19 protein-coding genes and 2 tRNA genes are annotated in these 15,011 nt (G+C 64.6%); 7 read left to right on the top strand and 14 right to left on the bottom strand.

Annotated elements, in window-relative coordinates:
- Positions 1 to 11: 11 nt before the first annotated feature.
- The 9 genes from ccmI to J0M27_RS12120 all read right to left on the bottom strand — a co-directional run bounded on the left by ccmI (position 12) and on the right by J0M27_RS12120 (position 7,265).
- Positions 12 to 1,307, bottom strand: coding sequence for a c-type cytochrome biogenesis protein CcmI (gene ccmI, locus J0M27_RS12080; RefSeq protein ID WP_294991792.1), 1,296 nt, complete (start codon positions 1,305 to 1,307; stop codon positions 12 to 14).
- Positions 1,304 to 1,768, bottom strand: a complete 465-nt coding sequence (locus tag J0M27_RS12085; RefSeq protein WP_294991794.1) for a cytochrome c-type biogenesis protein — start codon at positions 1,766 to 1,768, stop codon at positions 1,304 to 1,306. The genes ccmI and J0M27_RS12085 overlap by 4 nt, the downstream gene beginning before the upstream one ends.
- Complete coding sequence (locus tag J0M27_RS12090) at positions 1,765 to 3,708, bottom strand: heme lyase CcmF/NrfE family subunit (RefSeq protein ID WP_294991797.1); 1,944 nt, start codon at positions 3,706 to 3,708, stop codon at positions 1,765 to 1,767. Before J0M27_RS12090 ends, J0M27_RS12085 begins: the two co-directional genes overlap by 4 nt.
- Complete coding sequence (gene ccmE / locus J0M27_RS12095; protein ID WP_294991800.1) at positions 3,705 to 4,136, bottom strand: cytochrome c maturation protein CcmE; 432 nt, start codon at positions 4,134 to 4,136, stop codon at positions 3,705 to 3,707. Before ccmE ends, J0M27_RS12090 begins: the two co-directional genes overlap by 4 nt.
- Positions 4,133 to 4,327, bottom strand: coding sequence for a heme exporter protein CcmD (gene ccmD, locus J0M27_RS12100; RefSeq protein ID WP_294991802.1), 195 nt, complete (start codon positions 4,325 to 4,327; stop codon positions 4,133 to 4,135). Before ccmD ends, ccmE begins: the two co-directional genes overlap by 4 nt.
- On the bottom strand, positions 4,314 to 4,985 hold the full coding sequence (gene ccmC, locus J0M27_RS12105; protein ID WP_294991837.1) for a heme ABC transporter permease CcmC: 672 nt from the start codon (positions 4,983 to 4,985) through the stop codon (positions 4,314 to 4,316). The genes ccmD and ccmC overlap by 14 nt, the downstream gene beginning before the upstream one ends.
- 65 nt (positions 4,986 to 5,050) lie before the next feature.
- Positions 5,051 to 5,716: a heme exporter protein CcmB gene (gene ccmB, locus J0M27_RS12110; RefSeq protein WP_294991804.1), complete on the bottom strand. Its 666-nt coding sequence runs from the start codon at positions 5,714 to 5,716 to the stop codon at positions 5,051 to 5,053.
- A complete protein-coding gene (gene ccmA, locus J0M27_RS12115; protein WP_294991807.1) occupies positions 5,713 to 6,312 on the bottom strand; it encodes a cytochrome c biogenesis heme-transporting ATPase CcmA in 600 nt (199 codons plus the stop codon). Before ccmA ends, ccmB begins: the two co-directional genes overlap by 4 nt.
- 44 nt (positions 6,313 to 6,356) lie before the next feature.
- Positions 6,357 to 7,265: a DMT family transporter gene (locus tag J0M27_RS12120; RefSeq protein WP_294991810.1), complete on the bottom strand. Its 909-nt coding sequence runs from the start codon at positions 7,263 to 7,265 to the stop codon at positions 6,357 to 6,359.
- Positions 7,266 to 7,291: 26 nt separating this feature from the next.
- Between J0M27_RS12120 and J0M27_RS12125 the strand changes: the two genes are divergently transcribed.
- On the top strand, positions 7,292 to 8,374 hold the full coding sequence (locus J0M27_RS12125; protein ID WP_294991813.1) for a hypothetical protein: 1,083 nt from the start codon (positions 7,292 to 7,294) through the stop codon (positions 8,372 to 8,374).
- Positions 8,375 to 8,440: 66 nt separating this feature from the next.
- On the opposite strand, the gene J0M27_RS12130 is transcribed toward J0M27_RS12125, so the two are convergent.
- Positions 8,441 to 8,516 (bottom strand) — tRNA-Lys (locus J0M27_RS12130).
- A gap of 23 nt (positions 8,517 to 8,539) precedes the next feature.
- Positions 8,540 to 8,615: transfer RNA gene (locus J0M27_RS12135), tRNA-Lys, on the bottom strand.
- A 32-nt stretch (positions 8,616 to 8,647) separates the two neighbouring features.
- Between J0M27_RS12135 and J0M27_RS12140 the strand changes: the two genes are divergently transcribed.
- Positions 8,648 to 8,986: a hypothetical protein gene (locus tag J0M27_RS12140; protein ID WP_294991816.1), complete on the top strand. Its 339-nt coding sequence runs from the start codon at positions 8,648 to 8,650 to the stop codon at positions 8,984 to 8,986.
- A 113-nt stretch (positions 8,987 to 9,099) separates the two neighbouring features.
- The gene (locus J0M27_RS12145) at positions 9,100 to 9,516 is read left to right on the top strand and encodes an OsmC family protein (RefSeq protein ID WP_294991819.1); all 417 of its coding nucleotides are present in this window, start codon (positions 9,100 to 9,102) and stop codon (positions 9,514 to 9,516) included.
- Positions 9,517 to 9,524: 8 nt separating this feature from the next.
- On the opposite strand, the gene coq7 is transcribed toward J0M27_RS12145, so the two are convergent.
- From coq7 to J0M27_RS12160, 3 genes are read right to left on the bottom strand one after another with little or no spacing between them, the layout of a single operon-like run.
- Positions 9,525 to 10,145: a 2-polyprenyl-3-methyl-6-methoxy-1,4-benzoquinone monooxygenase gene (coq7, locus tag J0M27_RS12150; RefSeq protein WP_294991839.1), complete on the bottom strand. Its 621-nt coding sequence runs from the start codon at positions 10,143 to 10,145 to the stop codon at positions 9,525 to 9,527.
- A 10-nt stretch (positions 10,146 to 10,155) separates the two neighbouring features.
- Complete coding sequence (locus J0M27_RS12155) at positions 10,156 to 10,692, bottom strand: CNP1-like family protein (RefSeq protein ID WP_294991820.1); 537 nt, start codon at positions 10,690 to 10,692, stop codon at positions 10,156 to 10,158.
- Positions 10,689 to 11,216, bottom strand: a complete 528-nt coding sequence (locus tag J0M27_RS12160) for an RNA pyrophosphohydrolase (protein WP_294991823.1) — start codon at positions 11,214 to 11,216, stop codon at positions 10,689 to 10,691. Before J0M27_RS12160 ends, J0M27_RS12155 begins: the two co-directional genes overlap by 4 nt.
- A gap of 130 nt (positions 11,217 to 11,346) precedes the next feature.
- On the opposite strand from J0M27_RS12160, the gene J0M27_RS12165 reads away from it, so the two are divergent.
- The 4 genes from J0M27_RS12165 (at position 11,347) to J0M27_RS12180 (ending at position 14,603) form a co-directional block, all read left to right on the top strand.
- On the top strand, positions 11,347 to 13,059 hold the full coding sequence (locus J0M27_RS12165; RefSeq protein WP_294991841.1) for a proline--tRNA ligase: 1,713 nt from the start codon (positions 11,347 to 11,349) through the stop codon (positions 13,057 to 13,059).
- Positions 13,059 to 13,646, top strand: coding sequence for a transglycosylase SLT domain-containing protein (locus tag J0M27_RS12170; RefSeq protein ID WP_294991844.1), 588 nt, complete (start codon positions 13,059 to 13,061; stop codon positions 13,644 to 13,646). Before J0M27_RS12165 ends, J0M27_RS12170 begins: the two co-directional genes overlap by 1 nt.
- Before the next feature lie 111 nt (positions 13,647 to 13,757).
- Positions 13,758 to 14,108, top strand: coding sequence for a UPF0175 family protein (locus J0M27_RS12175; RefSeq protein ID WP_294991824.1), 351 nt, complete (start codon positions 13,758 to 13,760; stop codon positions 14,106 to 14,108).
- 3 nt (positions 14,109 to 14,111) lie between these two features.
- Positions 14,112 to 14,603, top strand: coding sequence for a DUF3368 domain-containing protein (locus J0M27_RS12180; RefSeq protein WP_294991827.1), 492 nt, complete (start codon positions 14,112 to 14,114; stop codon positions 14,601 to 14,603).
- Positions 14,604 to 15,011: the final 408 nt, after the last annotated feature.

The raw sequence follows: 15,011 nt of genomic DNA on the forward strand, positions 1-15,011 counted from the left end.
GCGGCGCGGCGTCAAGGTTCTGTCTGGTCTACCACGATGCGCAAACCGCTGGCTCCCGGCTTCACGGTGGTGCTCTTGCCGGTAAGGTCGCCCTTGCCCGGCGCGGCCTGGCCCGACTTCGAGACACGAACCTCGATACGCACCTGCTGCGCCGACGAAAGATTGGATCCCGGCATCACGGCATGACTGTCGTCAAGCACGAAATCCAGCGGCAGGTCGGCCGCGCGCGCGCGCAGCGCGGCAAGCGGCATGCGCGGACCATCGACCGCGCGGGCGAAGATGAAGACGACGTCGTCGGGACCAGCCTTGCCTTTGAGGGCGGCGGCAAGTTCGACACGTCCGCCGACCGACTTGCCCGAGGTTTTGGCCGCGGTTTTGTCGGCGCCCTTCTCCGTTCCCGGCTTCGCCACGCCGCGATGTGCATCATCCCGGGGAATGGCAGTGTCGGGCAGGGCATCGCCCCCTGCCGAGGCCTTCTTCCCGGCTTCGCTGCGCTCGCGCGCCATCGCGATGCTCGATTCGACCATCTGGGCATCTTCGCTGCCGGGTTCGAGGCGCGGCAGGAGCCGTCCCCAATATTCCGTCGCGGCGGCATAACGGCCGGCGGCGAAGGCCTCGCCGCCGCCGAGGAACAGGGCCAGCATGTTGTCGGGTTCCAGGCGCAGCGCCTTCTGCACCAGTTCACGCGAACGGGCATCGAAGCCATTGCTCTTCTGCACCTGCAGTTCCGCCACTTCGGCGAGCAGTTCGGCGCTCTTCTCCAGGTCCGGTCCGACGCGGGCATAGGCGCGTTCGGCGTCCTCCAGGCGACCGAGGGACTTGTAGGCGCGGGCGAGCATGACCCAGCCTTCAGGATTTTCGGGGTTCTGCTCCAGTTTCCGGGCCAGATTGGCCGTGAGCTGTTCCATGTCCGCCGCGACGCGCTGCGCCTGTGCCGCCTGCGGCAGCACCGCGGACGGAGTGCCGATCACGGCATACAGGGCGACCGCGAGCAGCGGCAGCACGATGGCGATCGCGATGCCGCTGCGGCGGCTGACGGCATCGACGGCGGCCACTTCGGCCGCTGCGGTGTCGTCGAGCAGTTGCCGCTGCAGTTCCTCGCGCGCCTCGGCCAGGCCGGCATCGGAGAGCGTGCCATTGTTGTGGTCGCGCTCGAGTTCTGCAAGGCGGTCGCGATGGATGGCGGCGTTCAGCGCCGGCAAAAAGTCGGCGCTGACGATACGGCGACCGGAACGCCACCACGGACGCAGCAGCAGCGCCAGGGCGACGACGACCAGCGCCGCCGCTGCAAGATAAAAATGGGTCATGGCTTGGGTTGTTCCAGCAGGGCCGCCGCGCGGCGGCGTTCTTCCTCGGAAAGCGGCGGTGCGGCACTTTCCTTCGTGCGACGCCTCAGAAAGACGATCAGCGCCGCCACTCCGCCGCCAAGCAGCAGGAACGGCCCGCCCCACAGCAGCCACGTCGTCGGCTTTACCGGCGGCCGGTAACGGACAAAGTCGCCATAACGGGCCACCATGAAATCGAGGATTTCCTTGTCCGTCTTGCCCTGGCCGATCAGGGTGCGGATCTCCCGGCGCAGGTCCTGCGCCAGGTCGGCGTGGGAACCGGCCAGGGATTCGTTCTGGCAGACCAGGCAGCGCAATTCCTCGCTGATGGCCACCAGGCGCTTTTCCACCTCGACATCGGCCGCCATCGGTGCGGCTTCCTTTGCCATCGCCGCGCCGCCGAACATCAGCATGATGCAGACCAGCCAGTCGCGCAGTTTCATGCCGCAACCCCGGCGGGAATCTGCGCGCCCGCCCTGATGCGCAGGCGGTAGCGCCGATCAAGGATGGCGATGAGTCCGCCCAGCCCCATCAACACGCAGCCGCCCCAGATCCAATTGACGAAAGGCTTGTAGTAGACCCGTACGCTCCAGGCCCCGGAGCTGTCCAGCGCTTCGCCGAGAGAAACATACACGTCGCGCGTGAAACCGGCGTCGATCGCCGCTTCGGTCATCGGCATCTCCGAGGAGAAATACTTGCGCTTCTCCGGATGCATGGTTTTCAGGACGCGGCCGTCCTTCGACAATTCCACGGTACCTCTCGCGGCACGGTAGTTGGGGCCGGGAACGCTGTCGACGCCGACGAAGCGGAAGCTGTAGCCGCCTACCTGCACGGTGTCGCCCGGCTCCATGCGCACGTCCTTCTCTTCCTGGTAGCCCCCTACCATGGCCACGCCGATGACGAATACCGCGATGCCGACGTGCGCGACATGCATTCCCCAGAATGCCGCGGGCGGCCTGCCGGTCTTCACGCGATCCATGATCTGGAACACGCTGCTGGCGGCGATCCACACCGCCAGCAGGCTGCTCATCGCCGTCAGCGGCGTCCAGGCGCCCATCAGCAGCGGCAGCGCGATGCCGGCGATGACGGCCAGCACCATGCTGACCCGCAGGCGGCGCATGATGGCCTTGAGGTCGGCGTGCTTCCAGTGCGCCAGCGGTCCGACCGCCATCAGCAGCAGCAATGGCACCATGACGGGCACAAACACCGTGTTGAAGTAGGGCGGACCGACGGACAGCTTGCCCATGCCGAGCGCATCGATCAGCAGCGGATACAGCGTCCCCAGCAGGACGCTGCCGGTGGCCACCACCAGCAGCACGTTGTTCATCAGCAGCATGGTTTCGCGCGACACCAGCCCGAAGTTGCCGCCGGCATTGACCTTGGGCGCGCGCCAGGCGAACAGCAGCAGGGAACTGCCGACGACGATGACCAGCAAGGCCAGGATGAACACGCCGCGACGCGGGTCGGTGGCGAAGGCGTGTACCGAAGTAAGGACGCCGGAGCGGACCAGGAAGGTGCCTAGCAGCGACAGGGAAAATGCCGCGATCGCCAGCAGCACGGTCCAGTTCTTGAAAGCGCCGCGTTTTTCGGTGACGGCCAGGGAATGGATCAGCGCCGTGGCCACCAGCCAGGGCATGAAGGAGGCATTCTCCACCGGGTCCCAGAACCACCAGCCGCCCCAGCCCAGTTCGTAGTAGGCCCACCAGCTGCCCAGGGCGATGCCGAGCGTGAGGAAAACCCAGGCCGCCGTGGTCCACGGCCGCGACCAGCGCGCCCAGGCCGCGTCCAGCCTTCCGGAAATCAGCGCCGCGATGGCGAAGGCAAACGCCACCGACATACCGACATAGCCCATGTACAGCAAGGGCGGGTGATAGATCAGGCCCGGATCCTGCAACAGGGGATTGAGATCGCGTCCTTCCGCGGGGGGGGGCAGCATGCGGTCGAAGGGATTGGAGGTAAACAGGATGAAGGCGAGTAGGCCGATGCCGACCAGTCCGAGCACGGCTAGCACGCGCGCCACCATCACCTCGGGCAGCTGGCGCGAGGCCAGCGACACCGCGGCGCTCCAGCCCGCCAGCATCAGCACCCAGAGCAGCAGCGAGCCTTCGTGACCACCCCAGACGGCGGAGAATTGGTAGAAGGCCGGCAGCCGGGTATTGGAATGATTGGCAACATAGGCTACCGAGAAATCGTTGGCGAGAAAGCTTTGTGCCAGGCAGGCAAAGGAAATGGCGATGAGGACAAACTGCGTCTGTGCCGCCGGCCGCGCCATGGATATCCAGTGCTGCTGTCCGCGTTGCGCACCGACCAGCGGCAGCACGCCCTGCACGATGCAGACGACGAAGGCCAGGATCAGCGCGAAGTGTCCGAGTTCGGCCGTCATTTCGCGTCCCCTTTTTTTGCCTGATCGACGGCATGCTGCGCTTCCGGCGGCATGTAATTCTCGTCATGCTTGGCCAGCACTTCGGTGGCGGCAAATACGCCATCGCTGCCCAGCTTGCCTTGCACTACCGCACCTTTGCCCTCGCGGAAAAGGTCCGGCAGGATGCCGGTATAGGCCACGGGAATGTCCTTGGCGGTGTCGGTCATGATGAAGCGCACGGTCAGGTCCTGGCGCTTGATCGAGCCTTCCTTGACCAGACCGCCGATGCGGAAGGCCTTGCCTTGCGGAGCCTTGCCGGCCAGAACCTCGGTCGGCGTGACGTAGAGCGCGATGTTGCTGTCGAGCGCATTCAGCGTCAGCACCGCGGCCAGGGCGATCGAGGCGAGCCCGCCCGCGATCAGGGCGATGCGTTTCTGTCTCGGTTTCATTGGGTTCTTTGCTGGGATTCGAGTTCGTCGGCAAGTCGTTCGCGGATCAGGCTGCGGCGAACTTCCCTCAGACGCCGGCTTGCCAGAAAAGGTTCCACGACCATCAGTACCAGGCAGGCGCCGAAGCTGCCCCAGACGTAGAGGGCGTAGCCGCCCATGGCGAGGAATTCGCCGACGCTATTCCACTGCATGTTTCACCCATTCCGTGTGTCGTTCGCGTTCGAGGATGATGGCGCGCACACGCATCAAGGCCACTGCAATCGAATACATCCAGAAGGCCAGCGCCATCAACAACATGCCCCAGAGCATGGTTTGGGCCATCGACGGCGCCTTGGTCAGGTTGATCGTGGAGCCCTGATGCAGCGTGTTCCACCATTTCACCGAGAAATAGATGATGGGAATGTTGACCACGCCGACCAGGGCCAGAATGGCGCCGGCCTTGTCGGCACGGCGCGGGTCGTCGATCGCCGCCTGCAGGGCCATGAAGCCTAGGTAGAGGAAGAACAGGATCAGTTCCGAAGTCAGCCGAGCATCCCACACCCACCAAGTACCCCACATCGGCTTGCCCCAGAAGGCGCCGGTCAATAGCGACAGGGCCGCCATCAGCGCTCCGGTCGGCGCCAGGGCCTGTGCCATCATTGCCGAGACGCGCGTGTTCAGGGCCAGCCCGAGACCGGCCCAGAAGGCCATCACCAGATAGATGAACATCGACATCCAGGAGGCCGGTACATGCACGAAGATGATGCGGTAACCCTCGCCCTGCTGCGCATCGGTCGGTGCGACGAAGAAGGAAATCCACAGCCCGGCGATGCCGAACAGCGCGGCAGCGGCCCAGAACCACGGAATCATTCGCCCCGCGAGCGGATAGAAGCTCTGCGGGCTGCCATATTTGAACCAGTGAATCAGCGACTGTCTCACTCCAACGCAATCCTCAAGGCTGCCGTAGTCGCCCACGGCGCAAAAAATGCGGCAAGAACCAGCATCGCCGCCAGCAGGGACAAGTGCCCGCCGACCTCCAATCCGGCAATGTGGGCTTCGACCGCCCCCGCACCGAAAATAAGCGCCGGAATGTAAAGCGGCAACACCAGCAGCGCCAGCAACACCCCACCGCCACGCACGCCCAGCGTCAGCGCCGCACCGATGGCGCCGATCAATGACAGCAGGGGCGTACCCAACAGCAGCGCCAGCGTGAGGATACCCAGCGCCGACGCATCCAGGTCGAACTGCAGACCGAGCACTGGCGCCAGCAATACCAAGGGCAGACCGCACAACAACCAGTGCGCAAGTATTTTACCGGCAACCAGCAAGCCCAAGGGGGAAGGCGACAAGGCCATCTGTTCAAGGGTGCCGTCGCCATGGTCGGCGGCGAACAGGCGTGGCAGGCCGAGCAGGGTGGCCAGCAGTGCCGCAACCCAGAGGATGCCCGGGGCGATCTTCTTCAGCAGCACCGGCTCCGGTCCGATACCGAGCGGGAACAGGCTGGTGACGATGACGAAGAAGAAGACTGCGGTCAGCACCTCGCTCTTGCGGCGCAAGGCGAGCAGCAGGTCGCGGCGAACCGTGGCTAGGAACGCGCTCACAGCACCAGGGTCCTGCCGCCCGGCACGGGCAGCGGCTGGTGGCTGGTGAGGACGGCCATGCCGCCGTGCGCCAGGTGCTCGGCGATCAGTTCCCCGAGCAGCTTCACCGCGGCCACATCGAGCGCATTGAAGGCTTCGTCGAGCACCCACAGCACCGCCGGTCGCGTCAGCAGGCGGGCCAGCAGCACGCGGCGCTTCTGTCCGGCGGAAAGGACGCGCACCGGCAGGTCCTCGCGCCCGCGCAGGCCCAGCCGAATAAGCGCTGCCAGCGCGTCACGCTCGTCGAGCGCGATGCCGTCAAGCGCAGCCGAGAGGCGCAGGTTTTCCAGCGGCGTCAGATCCTCCTTGACGGCGGCATGGTGCCCCAGATAAACGAGATCACGGCGAAACTCGAGGCAGGGCGTCGGCTCGCCGCGCCAACGAACTTCCCCGGCGTCGGCCGGCGAAAGGCCAACCAGAAGGCGCATCAGGCTGGTCTTGCCGGCGCCGTTTTCACCCTGCACGTGCAACCATTCGCCTGCATCAAGCGAGAAGCCGACGTCGGCGAACAGGCGGCGTTCACCGCGCGAACAGGCAAGACCCGAAACAATGAGCATGGCCCAATTGTGCCCGAAAGCAGCTGGCCGCGACTTGCGCGACCTCAAACGCCGGCCCGCGGCGGCAGCAGTACCGTGGCAATTGCTGTCAGCACCAGCGCCAGTGCGGTGTAATCCTGCCAGCGCGGCGTTTCGCCGAGGATCACCATGCCGCTGAACACGCCGACCACCGGCACGATCAGGGAGCCGAGCGACGACACGGAGGCGGGAACCATCTGCACCAGTTTGTTCCATGCCCAGTAGCAGAACAGCAGGGCGATGAAGACGTTGTACCAGAAGCCGAACAATGGCCAGAAGCTCAGCGCCCCCCAGTTGGCGTTTTCCAGGGAGTGCCCTAAAAGGGCGACGGGAATGCCGCCGAGCAAAGTTTGCCAGGCCGTCAAGGAGGTGATCGGCATGGGCAATGGGCTGCGCTTGTAGATCACCAGGCCACCCGCCCAGAAGATCGCCGCGACCAGCATCAGAGCCACCCCCGTCGGGGCGCTGCCGAGTTTTTCGAACTCCGCCGCCAGCAAAAGCACCATGCCGCCCATGCCGAGCGCTAGTCCGGCCAGCCGACGGCGGTCGAGCGGTTCGTGGAGGAACCAGACTGCAAGCAGCGCGCTCCAGATCGGCATGGTGTAGCCGAGGATGGCCGCGCGTCCCGACGGCATCTGGCTGACGCCGTAGATCGCGAAGATGTTCCAGCCGGTGATGTTGCAGGCGGCCATACCCAGCAACTGGCGCCAGCGTCCCTCCGGCACTTGCAGGGACTGCCCGGAAAGCCAGGCGATTGCGAACAGCCCGACCGATGCGAGCAGGATGCTGTCGCCACGGAAGCTCAGGCGCGGCAGTTCGGTGATCACGACCTTCATGATCGGCCAGTTGAGGCCCCAGCCAAGGGAGAGCAGGCCGAGCAGGACAATGCCGGCGCGCGGGATGTGGGTAGCGGACATGGGGCGCGAGTGTGGCATGCGGCCACCGCCATTACAATCGACGCATGCCCCGACTTACCTTCCTGCCACTGCTGGCCATCACCGCGCTGATCGCACTGGTAGGTTCCGGCATGTTGCTCGTCGCTGGATGGGGCTCGCCGCAGCTGGCCGCCCACCTGGCCTTTGCGCTCGGCGTGATGCCGCTGATCCTGGCGGCAATGGGCTACTTCGTGCCGGTACTGACGCGCAGCCCGCCACCCGGCTTCGCCGCGTGGGGGCCGCCGATGCTGGCCTGGGCCGGGGGTGCGCTGGCGGTTGGCGTGTTCGCCACGGATTTTTCGCCGGCCCGCTTTGGCATTGCCGCCCTTGTCGCCCTGCTTGCCGCAATGGCGTTCGGCGGCTGGACGCTGGCCCGTGCGCGGCGCATGTTCGGCCCGCGTCACCGGGGTCTGGACTGGTATCTGGCGGCCCTCGGCTTCCTGCTGCTGGCCTTGCTGGCGGTGATCCTTATGCCGTGGTTTCCGACCCAACGCAACGGCCTGCGCCTGTTTCACCTGCATGCCAACCTGCTCGGCTTCGTCGGACTGACGGCACTGGGAACCTTGCAGGTATTGCTGCCCACCTGCCTGCGGCAGGCCGACCCGGGTGTCGCCATCCGCTTGCGCGGCGACCTCAAATGGGCGGCGGGCGGCGCCCTGCTGATCGCGCTCGGCGCGTCCTCGCTGCTCCCCGCGCCAATGACGGCACTCGGCCCGCCACTGGCATTGCTCGGCGGCGGGCTCTACGGCCTGGTCGTGCTGCGCATGTTGTCGGCATGGACGGCGCGCTTCGGCACTGCCCTGCTGCGGGTCGACGGGGCGGCGCCATCCCTGGCCGCAGCTGCGATCGGACTGCTCGGCACGCTGGCCCTTGGGGCGGCCCACGGCGCGGGTTGGGGGGCGCCGCGTCCCCTCGTGGCGGGTTTCGTGATCGCCTTCCTGCTGCCGCTGGTGGGCGGCGCGGCATCCCACCTGCTGCCGGTCTGGCTGCGCCCCGGCGCGCAAGGCCCCTGGCATGATTCGCTGCGCGCCCGCCTCGTCCGCTGGGGAGGCATCCGAGGTTTGCTGTTGCTGCTGGCCGGACTCGCGCTCAGCCTGTATCGCCCGTAGACCGGGACCAGGCGGGCGCCAACCAAGAAAAAGCCGAATCAACTGCGAAAGTTGATTCGGCGTATTTGGTGGGTTGTGAGTGGCTCGAACACTCGACCTACGGATTAAGAGTCCGCTGCTCTACCAACTGAGCTAACAACCCGAATTTCAAATTATATATTACGGTGGTGGGTCGGCCGAGATTCGAACTCGGGACCAACGGATTAAAAGTCCGCTGCTCTACCGACTGAGCTACCGACCCAGCCTAGAAGGGCGCGAATCGTACAGAGCTTCGTGCACCGTGTCAAACAAACCACCGCCGGTTGTCGGTTCGAACGGATCGCCGAAAAACTGGCGAAAAAAAACGCAACCTGGGAGGGTTGCGCTGAATCCACTCCAAAGGAGGAGGGTGGAGGAGACGTGGGTCAGAAACAAGTTGCAGCTGAATTTTTCCAGTGCCAATTTGAATCAGATTGGACAAATTTTTGCACAGCGATTGCTGCAATGCAAGACTTTTTTGTGCGCTGCGCAACACCTTTTCCACGCCAAAACAGCTTTAAGCTTAATGTGTTTGTTTTCATTGAAAAACATGAATATTTTTACTTTTTTCGGATACAACCAAAGATATACTGATATCCGGAATCTGGCTCCACCAACTGTTGACAAGGGAATTTTGCTGCCTCGCCGCAATCGGATTTCGGCGGCACGGCTAGAATCCCCGGCGCGCTCTTGAAGGAGTCCTTGAAATGGAATGCACAGTACGCTGGCATGATGGAATGAGCTTCGTCGCCGAAACCGGAAGCGGTCACATGGTATGCATGGACGGGGCGCCCGAGGCGGGCGGACGCAACCTTGCGCCGCGTCCGATGGAATTACTGCTGGCCGGCACCGGTGGCTGCACCGCCTTCGACATCGTGCTGATCCTGAAGCGCGGCCGCCATGAGGTCAGCGGCTGCGAAGTGAAGCTGCAGGCCACGCGCGCTGACACGGATCCCAAGGTTTTTACGCGCATCAACATGCACTTCCTGGTTTCGGGCAACAACCTGAAACCCGAGGCCGTGGAGCGCGCCGTCAAGCTGTCGGCGGAAAAGTACTGCTCGGCCTCGATCATGCTCGGCCATACCGCCGAGATCACGCACAGCTTCGAGGTGGTCGCTGCCTGAGGACTTGGTCAGGCGTAGTAGGAAAGCCGGGTCATCACCTTCGATGAAAGCTTCATCGCAAGCCTGACCGGCAGGGGGAGTTGACGGGCACCGTGATGGTTCGCGGTTTCGGCATGGCGCATTTCGTCTAGCTTCATCTGCTCGAGCACTTCCCACGACTTGCGGTCCTGCGCGGGCAGGATGGCCTTGTGGCTTTCGAGGTGCCCTTCGACCTGCCTCTCGGTTTCGGCCAGGAAACCCAGGCTCCAGGCATCGCCACACTTCCCGGCCACGGTACCGATGGCGAGCGAACCGGCGTACCAGAGCGGATTGAGGATGCTCTTGCGCCCGCCCAGTTCGGCGATCCGCCGCTCGGTCCAGTTCAAATGCTCGGTCTCCTCCCATGCCGCCTGCGCCAGTTCGCGCCGCACCAGGGGATCGCGCGAACTGAGGGCCTGCCCCTGGTAAAGGGCCTGGGCACAGATTTCTCCGCAATGATTGACGCGCATCAGCGCCGCAACATGGCGTTTTTCCGCCACGCTCATCTCGGCTTCGGGCAGGTCGGCGCCCGGCATCGCGCGACGGCTTGGCGCCGGCGCGAACACGGCGCGCAATGCCTTGTCGATTTCCGGGATCAGGGCATCGATCATCGAAGCGGGATCAGATTGCATTCGGATGCCTGCCCAGGCGCAAGGCGTTGCGCCCCTCCTCGGCCGAGTTGATCGGGATGCCGCCGGGACAAAAGTAGTCGCGGCTCAAGGCGGCGTGGTGGCGATTTACCGGCCGGTTTTCGATGGGCCGCCAGTCGGCGCGTGACGCCGGCGACTTGACCCAGGCGCCGTCGCTGCGACCCGTGGCGTAATGTTTCCAGCTGCGATTCTTGCAGTGTATGCCCTCGAAGCTGACGTTGGTCGCGCCGCCCGTGGCCTTGACCACCAGCGCATAGCGCACCGCGCCGTCGGCGCCGACCGCGAGCGTGCTGGCGTCGATGTAGAACTTGTTGCTCGCCGCGGCGCTTACATAGAACTCGCGCAGGTTTTCTTCGGCCGGAAACGCGGGCAGATCAACCGCCGCCTCCACCCAGGGCTTTTCCGCGTCCTCGTCGTAGCGGCTTTGTTCCTGGCGCGGATAGGAGCCGAACTGGGCAAGCGCGCTACCCGCGATTCCGGCCAGCAGCAGGACGGCCCAGCGGATCATTTGTGCTCGGGCTCGTCGCCGGTTTCCCAGCGCGGCAGCCGTTCCTCGGGATGGGCGAACAGCAGGCGCGCCAGTTCGACCAGCGCCGCCTCGTAGACCCCGCGCTTGAATTCGATCACGCTGGCCAGTGGCACCCAGTAGCTGTTCCAGCGCCAGGCATCGAATTCGGGATGTTCGCTGGCGCGCAGGCGGACGTCGCTGTCGCGGCCGACCAGCCGCAACAGAAACCAGATCTGTTTCTGTCCCCGGTATGTGGTGCGCCATTCGCGGCGTACCCACTGCTTCGGCACCTCGTAGCGCAACCAGTCGCGGGTGCGGCCGATGATCCGCACATGTTCGGGCTTGAGGCCGGTTTCCTCCTCCAGTTCACGCAGCATCGCCTGTTCGGGCGTCTCGCCCTTCTTGATGCCACCCTGCGGAAACTGCCAGGAATGTTCGCGGATCCGTTTGCCCCAGAACACCTCGTTGCGACTGTTGACCAGAACGATGCCGACGTTCGGGCGGAAGCCTTCACGATCGAGCATGATGCAAGTTCCAATGATTGATTGGGGTCCATTCTTCCACAATCGCGCGCCACTTGAAAGCCGTATTTCCCGCGGCGGCGGGCAGGCGCGGCAGGTAAAATGCCGGCTTTCCGATTTCCAGCCCATAGCCATGCGCGCCAGCCAGTTTTTCATTGCCACCCTCAAGGAAGCCCCCTCCGACGCCGAGATCGTCAGCCACAAGCTGATGCTGCGCGCCGGACTGATCCGCCGCCTCGCCGGCGGCATCTACACCTGGATGCCGATGGGCCTGCGCGTGCTGCGCAAGGTCGAGAACATCGTGCGCGAGGAAATGAACCGCGCCGGCGCCGTCGAACTGCTGATGCCGGCCGTGCAACCCTTCGAATTGTGGGAGGAATCAGGCCGCGGGCCGAAGTACGGACCCGAGCTGCTGCGCTTCAAGGACCGCCACCAGCGCGATTTCGTGATCGGCCCGACCCACGAGGAAGTCATCACCGACGTGGTGCGCCGCGAGGTCAAGAGCTACCGCCAGTTGCCGCGCCACTTCTACCAGGTGCAGACCAAGTTCCGCGACGAGATCCGGCCGCGCTTCGGCGTCATGCGCGGGCGCGAGTTCCTGATGAAGGACGGCTACTCCTTCCATGCCTCGTTCGCCGACCTGGAACGCGAATACCGCAACATGTACGAAACCTACAGCCGCATCTTCAGCCGCCTCGGCCTCAAATTCCGCGCCGTCGCCGCCGATACCGGCGCCATCGGAGGTACCGGCTCGCACGAATTCCACGTGCTGGCCGACTCCGGCGAGGACGCGATCGCCTTTTGCCCGACCTCGGATTACGCGGCGAACGTGGAACTGGCGGAAGCCATCGCGCCGCAAAAAGTCGGCGCTGGCGGTACGGCGACGATGGAGAAAAAGGCCACGCCGAACAAGACCAAATGCGAGGACGTGGCCGCTTTCCTCGGACTGCCGCTGACGCAGACGGTCAAGGCCATCGCCGTCATGGCGGAAAAGGAGGGCGGCAGCGAGTTCGTCCTGCTGCTGCTGCGCGGCGACCATGACCTCAACGAAATCAAGGCACAGAAAGTGGTCGGCACATTCCGCTTCGCCCGCGACGAGGAAATCGTCGAGGCGCTGGGCTGCAAGGCCGGCTACATCGGCGCGGTCGGCTTCGCCGGCCGCGTGGTGGTCGACCGCAGCGTCGCCGTGATGGGCGACATGGTCTGCGGCGCCAACGAGGAAGGCTTCCACCTCACCGGCGTCAATTTCGGCCGCGACCTGCCGCAACCCGCCACCGTCGCCGACATCCGCAACGTGCTCGCGGGCGACCCTTCGCCGGACGGCGCGGGCGTGCTGGACCTGTGCCGCGGCATCGAAGTCGGCCACATCTTCCAGTTGCGCACCAAATACGCCGAAGCGCTGAAATGCACCTTCCTCGACGAGCAGGGCAAGGACCAGGTCATGGAAATGGGCTGCTACGGCATCGGCGTCTCGCGCATCGTCGGCGCCGCCATCGAACAGGGCTACGACGAACGCGGCATCATCTTCCCCGCCGGCATTGCGCCCTTCGCGGTGGTGATCGTGCCGATGAATTACGCCAAGTCGGAAGTCGTCCGCACTGCCGCGGTCGCCCTGCTCGACCAACTGCTCGCGGCCGGCATCGACGCCATCCTCGACGACCGCGACGAGCGTCCCGGCTCGATGTTCGCCGACTGGGAACTGATCGGCGTGCCGCATCGCGTGGTGGTCGGCGAGCGCGGCCTGAAGGAAGGCAAGCTGGAGTACAAGGGCCGTACCGACACCGAGGCGACCATGATCGCCGCCGGCGAAATGACCGCCTTCCTGCAAACCAAGTTGTGCGGCTGATCCGCCGCTTAACGCTTGCCCTCGCCGCGGCGCTGCTGCCCGCGGCAGCCCTCGCCGGCGCGCAGCAATACGAACCCCTGGCGGCCAGCGTGCAGGCGGCATTGCACGCCGCGATTGCCGACCGCGCCTCACCCGAGCCCCAGTTTCCCTCCGTCCAGGAAAAGGTCGACTGGCTGACAGAGATGTCGGGGCGCCTCTCGCGCCGCATTCCCGAGCGCGAGGCGCGCCTCGACTTGCTCAAGACCGTGTATTACGAAGCCAAGCGTGCCGGCCTCGACCCGCAGATGGTGCTCGGCCTGATCCAGGTCGAAAGCGGCTTCAAGAAGTACGCCGTGTCCTCCGCCGGCGCCCGCGGCTACATGCAGGTGATGCCCTTCTGGGTGGGCCTGATCGGCGACAAGGACGACAACCTGTTCCACATGCGCACCAACCTGCGCTTCGGCTGCACCATCCTGCGCCACTACCTCGACATCGAAAAAGGCGACCTCTACCGCGCGCTCGGCCGCTACAACGGCAGCCTGGGCAAACCCGAGTATCCGAACATGGTGCGCGGGGCGTGGGAAAAACAGTGGGCATGGCGGAAGTAGGCTTCAATTCGCCGTAGCGCCAGCGCCGACTTTTCGAGTTCCAACACGACGCAAGGAATTGATGTCCCGCATGAGGCAGGCTACAATGTTCCTACATGCAAGGAGAACATCATGCAGACCGTCAACATCCGCCAGCTCAAGACCAATCCCACGACCGCCCTGCGCAGCGCGAAGGAAGACGACATGGTCGTGGTGATGAACCGCGACCATCCCCAGGCCTTGCTGGTCGACCTGGACAAGCTCGACCTGCCCGATCTCGGCTCGGTGCGGGTCGCGCTTGCCGTGTCCCTGTTCCGCAACGGTGCCATTTCCGCCGGATTCGCCGCGCGCATGGCCTGCAAGCCGCTGCCCGAGATGCTGACCCTGCTCTCCAGTCTCGGCATCCCCCTGACCGGGGGCAATGCGGCCGACGCCCAAGACGATCTGAATGCGGGCAAGCAGTGGCTGGCGCAAAAGGCCTGAGGCTTGCGTAGCGTCGTCATCGCCGATGCGGGGCCGCTGATTGCGCTGTCCCGCATCGACGCCCTGGATGTGTTGCGTCACCTGTTCGGACAAGTCCTGGTCACCGAGGAAGTCCGCGACGAAGCCCTGCCGGCGGCGGACTATCTGGGCAAGGCACTCATCGCCCAGGCATTCGAGGCCGGCTGGCTGGTTTGTCCGGGGCCTTTCGAAACCTCATGGCAGCCGACCAACCCCGGACTCGATGCGGGTGAGCGCAGCGCGATCGCCGTCGCGCTGAAAATGCCAGACTGCCTGCTGATCATCGACGATCGCGCCGGACGGGCCGAAGCCAAGTCGCACCATATAGCGATCATCGGCACCGCGGCGGTGATCGGCCTCGCCAAGTTGCAGGGCTTGATCCCGGCGGCGCGTCCGGTTCTGGATCGCTTGCAGCCGGCGGGATATTTCATTCATCCGCGCATCATCGAGGCGGTACTGCAAGACATCGGCGAGTAGATCGCCGTATCGCCAGCGCCGACTTTTGTTGTTTCGTCATTCCGGCGAATGCCGGAATCCAGAAGCAGAACAAGTTCGCCGGGACTCGCCCCGGCAGGCGAGGTACTTTCTTGCTGCGCGGCAAGAAAGTACCCAAAGAAACGCGCCCCGCCTCCACGGCCAGATGGCGGAGGGCTCGCCAGAGTCTCGCCCGTTTGCGCGGCGCAAGTCCAAAAAATTGGCCTTGCGAAACCCCGCGCTCACCCCTCGCTGCGGAAGGCCCGCCGGGCCGGTCGCTAAACTATTGATATTTCCGTAAAACAGGACAACTTTTGATCATCTGAAACGTTGTATCTCCAATGGTGATATTGGAGAATGTTGTCATGGCACAAAAGCGGTTAAGCGACGCAACAAAGAAGCGATTGAAGG

Origin of the sequence: Sulfuritalea sp., from assembly GCF_017302275.1 — a bacterium.
GTDB lineage: Bacteria > Pseudomonadota > Gammaproteobacteria > Burkholderiales > Rhodocyclaceae > Sulfuritalea.

Coding starts and splice junctions, on each gene's coding strand:
- ccmI (WP_294991792.1), bottom strand. CDS start 1,307: ATGACCCATTTTTATCTTGCAGCGGCGGCGCTGGTCGTCGTCGCCCTG.
- J0M27_RS12085 (WP_294991794.1), bottom strand. CDS start 1,768: ATGAAACTGCGCGACTGGCTGGTCTGCATCATGCTGATGTTCGGCGGC.
- J0M27_RS12090 (WP_294991797.1), bottom strand. CDS start 3,708: ATGACGGCCGAACTCGGACACTTCGCGCTGATCCTGGCCTTCGTCGTC.
- ccmE (WP_294991800.1), bottom strand. CDS start 4,136: ATGAAACCGAGACAGAAACGCATCGCCCTGATCGCGGGCGGGCTCGCC.
- ccmD (WP_294991802.1), bottom strand. CDS start 4,327: ATGCAGTGGAATAGCGTCGGCGAATTCCTCGCCATGGGCGGCTACGCC.
- ccmC (WP_294991837.1), bottom strand. CDS start 4,985: ATGATTCCGTGGTTCTGGGCCGCTGCCGCGCTGTTCGGCATCGCCGGG.
- ccmA (WP_294991807.1), bottom strand. CDS start 6,312: ATGCTCATTGTTTCGGGTCTTGCCTGTTCGCGCGGTGAACGCCGCCTG.
- J0M27_RS12120 (WP_294991810.1), bottom strand. CDS start 7,265: ATGCCACACTCGCGCCCCATGTCCGCTACCCACATCCCGCGCGCCGGC.
- J0M27_RS12125 (WP_294991813.1), top strand. CDS start 7,292: ATGCCCCGACTTACCTTCCTGCCACTGCTGGCCATCACCGCGCTGATC.
- J0M27_RS12145 (WP_294991819.1), top strand. CDS start 9,100: ATGGAATGCACAGTACGCTGGCATGATGGAATGAGCTTCGTCGCCGAA.
- coq7 (WP_294991839.1), bottom strand. CDS start 10,145: ATGATCGATGCCCTGATCCCGGAAATCGACAAGGCATTGCGCGCCGTG.
- J0M27_RS12155 (WP_294991820.1), bottom strand. CDS start 10,692: ATGATCCGCTGGGCCGTCCTGCTGCTGGCCGGAATCGCGGGTAGCGCG.
- J0M27_RS12160 (WP_294991823.1), bottom strand. CDS start 11,216: ATGCTCGATCGTGAAGGCTTCCGCCCGAACGTCGGCATCGTTCTGGTC.
- J0M27_RS12165 (WP_294991841.1), top strand. CDS start 11,347: ATGCGCGCCAGCCAGTTTTTCATTGCCACCCTCAAGGAAGCCCCCTCC.
- J0M27_RS12175 (WP_294991824.1), top strand. CDS start 13,758: ATGCAGACCGTCAACATCCGCCAGCTCAAGACCAATCCCACGACCGCC.